The organism is Micromonospora sp. DT228 (assembly GCF_049841595.1).
Lineage (GTDB): Bacteria > Actinomycetota > Actinomycetes > Mycobacteriales > Micromonosporaceae > Micromonospora.
The window spans coordinates 1-5,100 of the sequence record NZ_JBNCKO010000044.1; the positions used below are offsets into that span (position 1 = coordinate 1).

A 5,100-nucleotide genomic window follows, 5' to 3' on the forward strand; every position below is an offset into this window, starting at 1 on the left:
GAATTCGCCGGCCGCAACGACCACCAAGTCAAAATCGGCGGCTACCGCATCGAACTCGGCGACATCGAACACGCCCTCGCCAGCCACCCGGCGGTGCGCACGGCCATCGCGACCACCACGGGAGATCGGCACCACCGCCGCCTCGCCGCCTACGTCCTGCCACACCCCGGAGAGCACGACGGGGACCTCGGGGCCGCCGTCCGGGAGCACGCGAGCAGCCTGCTGCCGTCGTACATGCTGCCCAGCACCATCACCGTCCTGGACACCCTGCCGCTGACCCCCAACGGCAAGGTCGACCGCGCCCACCTGCCCGAACCCGGGGTCGTGGCGGCCGACCACACGCCACCGCGTACCCCGGTGGAGCGGACCGTGGCCACGCAGCTCGGCCAGGTCCTGGGCATGCCGCAGGTGTGCGTGCGGTCCAACTTCTTCGAGCTGGGGCTCGATTCCGTGCTGATCCTGCGACTGCACCGTGAGCTGCGGACCGCCCTCGGGCGCGACTTCCCGCTCACGTTGCTCTTCGAACACACAAGCGTGCGGCGCCTGGCGGGGGTCCTCACCGGCACCGACGACCGCGACGCGGACCTGGACGCGGCCTTCGCCCGCGGCCAACGCAACCGTCGAGCCCGGCGACGCGTCGCCCGGTCCGGACAGGAAGAGGAGACAAGGGCATGAGCACCGACACCGTCGACATCGCCGTAGTCGGCCTGGCCGGCCGATTCCCGGGGGCTCCCAACGTCACCCGCTTCTGGCACAACCTGCGCGCCGGCACCGAGTCGATCCGCCACTTCACCGACGAGGAACTGCTCGCCGCCGGCGTCTCCCCGGAGCTGATGGCCGACCCCCGCTTCGTCAAGGCGTGGGGCGCCCTGGAGGACGCGGAGCTCTTCGACGCCCGGTTCTTCGGTTACAGCGCCCGGGAGGCGGCGCTGCTCGACCCGCAGCACCGCATCTTCCTGGAGTGCGCGTGGGAGGCGCTGGAGGACGCCGGGCACACCCCGGCGTCGTACCCCGGCTCGATCGGCGTGTACGCGGGCGCCAGCCTGTCGTCGTACCTGCTGGCCCACCTGCTGCCCGGTCGCGGCCTGGATGCCTCCGCCGACGGCCTGGAGCTGCTGGTGGCCAACGACAAGGACTACCTGGCCAGCCGGCTGAGCTACAAGCTCGACCTGGACGGCCCGGCGGTCTGCGTGCAGAGCGCCTGTTCCACGTCGCTCCTCGCCGTGCACCAGGCCTGTCAGGCGCTGCTGGCCGACGAGTGCGACCTGGCGCTGGCCGGCGGCGTGACCGTGCGGTTCCCACAGACCCGCGGCTACCTCTACCAGGAGGGCATGATCCTCTCGCCGGACGGGCACTGCCGGCCGTTCGACGCGCAGGCCCGGGGCACGGTCAGCGGCAGCGGCGCCGGCGTGGTGGTGCTGCGCCGCCTCGACGACGCGCTCGCCGACGGCGACCGGATCGACGCGGTCATCCGGGCCACCGCGGCGAACAACGACGGTGCCGCCAAGGTCGGCTACACCGCGCCGAGCATCCAGGGTCAGGCGCGGGTGGTGTCGGCCGCGATCGGGCTGGCCGGGGTGCACCCGGAGAGCATCAAGGCGATCGAGGCGCACGGCACCGGCACCGCGCTCGGCGACCCGATCGAGATCGCCGCGCTGACAAAGGTCTTCCAGCGGCACACCGACCGGCGCGGCTACTGCGCGGTCAGCTCGGTGAAGAGCAACATCGGGCACCTGGACAGCGCCGCCGGCATCGCGTCGCTGATCAAGGCGGTGCTCCAGCTCAAGCACGGCGAGCTGGTGCCGAACGTCAACTACACCGCGCCCAACCCGGAGATCGACTTCGCGGCGACGCCGTTCCGGGTCAACGCGGAACTCCAGCCGTGGAAGGCCAACGGCGACCCGCGGCGCATCGGCGTGAGTTCCTTCGGGTTCGGTGGCACAAACGTGCACGCCATCCTGGAGGAGCCGCCGGCCCGGGAGCTGTCCGGCGCGCGCCGCGACCGTCACCTGATCGTGGTGTCCGCACGCAGCGCCGCCGCGCTGGACACGGCGACCGACCGGCTGGCCACCGCCTTCGCCGACGCCGACGCGCCCGACGACGCGCCGGAACTGCTCGACATCGCCGACGCGGCCTGGACGTTGCAGACCGGGCGCACCCACTTCCCGCACCGGCGGGCCGTCGTGGTCGACGACGTCCGTACCGCCGCCGGCGCGCTCGGCAGCGGCACCGGTCCACGGACCCTCTCCGGCCGGGCGCCCACCGAGGAGCCCGAGGTGGCGTGGCTCTTCCCCGGGCAGGGCAGCCAGTACCCGGGCATGGGCGCCGGGCTGTACCGCACCGAGCCGGTGTTCCGCGCCGAGGTGGACCGCTGCGCCGAGGCATTGACGCCGACGCTCGGCGTCGACCTGCGCGACCTGCTGGTGGCCGCGGACCCGGCCGACCGGGCCGCCCGGGCCCGACTGGCGGACACGGCGGTCGCCCAGCCGGCGCTGTTCACCGTCGAGTACGCGATAGCCCGCCTGCTCACCTCGTGGGGGGTGCGCCGCGACGCGACGATCGGGCACAGCGTCGGCGAGTTCACCGCCGCCGCTCTGGCCGGCGTGTTCGAGCCCGAGGAGGCGGTCCGGCTGGTCGCCGAGCGCGGACGGCTCATGGGCGCCCAGCCGACCGGCGCGATGCTGTCGGTGGCGCTGCCGGCCGAGGCGCTTGTGGCGCGGCTGCCGGTGGGCCTGGACATCGCGGCGTACAACGCGCCCGAGGTCTGCGTGGTCGCAGGCACCGTCGAGGACGTCCAGGCATTCGCGACGGTGCTGGAGGCCGACGGTGTCGGGCACCGGATGCTGCACACCTCGCACGCGTTCCACTCCCGGATGATGGACACGGTCGTCGGCCCGTTCGCCGCCGCCGTGGCCGCCGCGTCGCCCTCGGCGCCCACCGCGCCGATCCTCTCGGGACGCACCGGCACCTGGCTGACCGGGACGGAGGCCGTCAGCCCGGAGTACTGGAGCGGTCAACTCCGCGAGCCGGTCCGCTTCGCCGACGGGATGACCCGCCTGCGCGAGCAGGGCATCGGCGTCCTGGTGGAGGTCGGCCCCGGCACCACCCTGTGCACTCTCGCCCGGTTGGCGCCCGAGGCGCGTGGCGTGGTCGCGGTGCCCACCATGCGCGCGCCGGACGCCGACGGCTCCGCCGAGGCGGCGGCCCTGGAGGCCGTCGGTCGGCTCTGGCTGGGCGGCGTGGAGGTCGACTGGGACGGCGTGCACGACGGTGCCCGGCGTCGCCGGGTGGCCCTTCCGACCTACCCCTTCGAGCGCCGGCGCTACTTCGTGGAGGCGCCCACCGCCACCGGCAGCACCGCACCGGGCGTCGTGGTCGAGGAGCCGGACGACATCGACTTCGGCGAGGCCGACACCCGACCGGCGCTGACCACCGTCTACCTGGCGCCACGGACCGACGTCGAACGGCGCATCGCGCTCATCTGGCAGGACCTGCTCGGCGTGGCGCCGATCGGCGTCGACGACATCTTCATCGAGCTGGGCGGCCACTCGCTGCTCGCCACGAAGGTGGTCAGCCGGATCCAGCAGGACCTGGGCGTGCAGGTGCCGCTGCGCCGCCTGGTCAAGGCGTCCACGGTGGCCGCGCTCGCCGAGGTGGTCGCGGAGCTGCTGCCCGTGGCCGCGCCGACCACCGCCGAGCCGGCGCCGGCGGCCGACGACGAGATGCCGGTGGCCGTGCCGGATTGGGAGCACCTGCACGAGCCGTTCGGGCTCAGCGAGATCCAGCAGGCCCAGTGGATCGGCCGGATGGGCAACTTCAGCATGGGCAACGTCGGCGCGCACATGTACTGGGAGGTGGACCGGGACGACCTGGACGTCGAGCGGCTCAACCAGGCGTGGAACCGGGTGCTGGCCCGGCACGCGATGCTGCGGGCCGTGTTCACCCGCGACGGTCACCAGCGGGTGCTGCCCGAGGTCACCCGCTACGACTTCCCCGTCGTCGACCTGCGCGACGAGACGCCGGAGGTGGTCGAGGGCCGGCTCGCCGAGATGCGCGAGGCGATGTCGCACGAGATGCGACCCGAGGACGCGTGGCCGCTGTTCGAGATCCGGGTGGTGCACCTGCCCGGTGGGCGTACCCGACTGTTCCTCAGCTTCGAGCTGATGATGGCCGACATGGGCAGCGTCCGGATCCTGCTCGCGGACTGGCGCGCCTACTACGAGCGGCCGGCCGAGGAGCTGCCCGAGCTGGGCATCTCGTTCCGCGACTACCGGCTGGCCGCGGAGAAGCTCAAGGAGACCTCGCTCTACCGCCGATCGATGGACTACTGGCGGGAGCGGGTGGCCACCCTGCCCTCGCCGCCGGAGCTGCCGCTGGCCACCTCACCGGAGCTGGTGCGGGAGCCGAAGTTCGTGCCCCACAGCGCGCTGATCCCGGCGACCGAGTGGGACGCCGTCAAGCGGGAGGCCGCCGCGCACGGCGTCACTCCGTCGGCGGTGCTGCTGGCCGCGTACGCCTGCGTGCTGGGCGGGTGGACCCGCTCGGGCCGCTTCACGCTGAACGTGACCACGAACATCCGGCTGCCCGTGCACCCTGACGCGGAGCACCTGGTCGGCGGGTTCGCGTCCTTCACGCTGCTGCCGGTCGACCTGGTCGAGGACGACTCCATTCTCGGGGTGGCCCGCCGGTTGCAGGAGCAGAACTGGGAGGACCTGGAGTACCGCTACGTCAACGGCGTCGACATCCTCCGCGAGCTGGCCCGTCAGCGTGGCGGCACCGACGCCGCCATGATGCCGGCGGTGTTCACCAGCACCCTGGTCAACGAGAGCGAGGCCAACGAGTCGTCGATGGTGGACTGGTTGGGGCAGCTCGAACACCAGGTGATCCAGACCCCGCAGGTGTGGATCGACGCCGCGGCGCTGGAGGTGGAGGCCGGTCTCGTGGTCGGTTGGCCCAGCGTGGACGAGCTGTTCCCGGATGGGTTGGTGGAGCAGATGTTCGGCGGCTTCGTCGACGTGCTGCGCCGCCTGGGCTCGGGCACGGGCTGGACCAGCTCGGCCGAGGTCTCCCCCGCCGGGCTGGCCGAGTTGGTGGCCGAGG

At 72.9% G+C, this 5,100-nt stretch carries 2 protein-coding genes; both read left to right on the top strand.

What is annotated here, in order from left to right:
* Window positions 1-675 (top strand): phosphopantetheine-binding protein (locus tag ACLQ29_RS35290; protein ID WP_425775687.1); only part of this gene is annotated, 675 nt, incomplete at its 5' end.
* Window positions 672-5,100: type I polyketide synthase (locus ACLQ29_RS35295; protein ID WP_425775688.1), on the top strand; the 4,429-nt coding region annotated here is incomplete at its 3' end. The genes ACLQ29_RS35290 and ACLQ29_RS35295, both read left to right, overlap by 4 nt.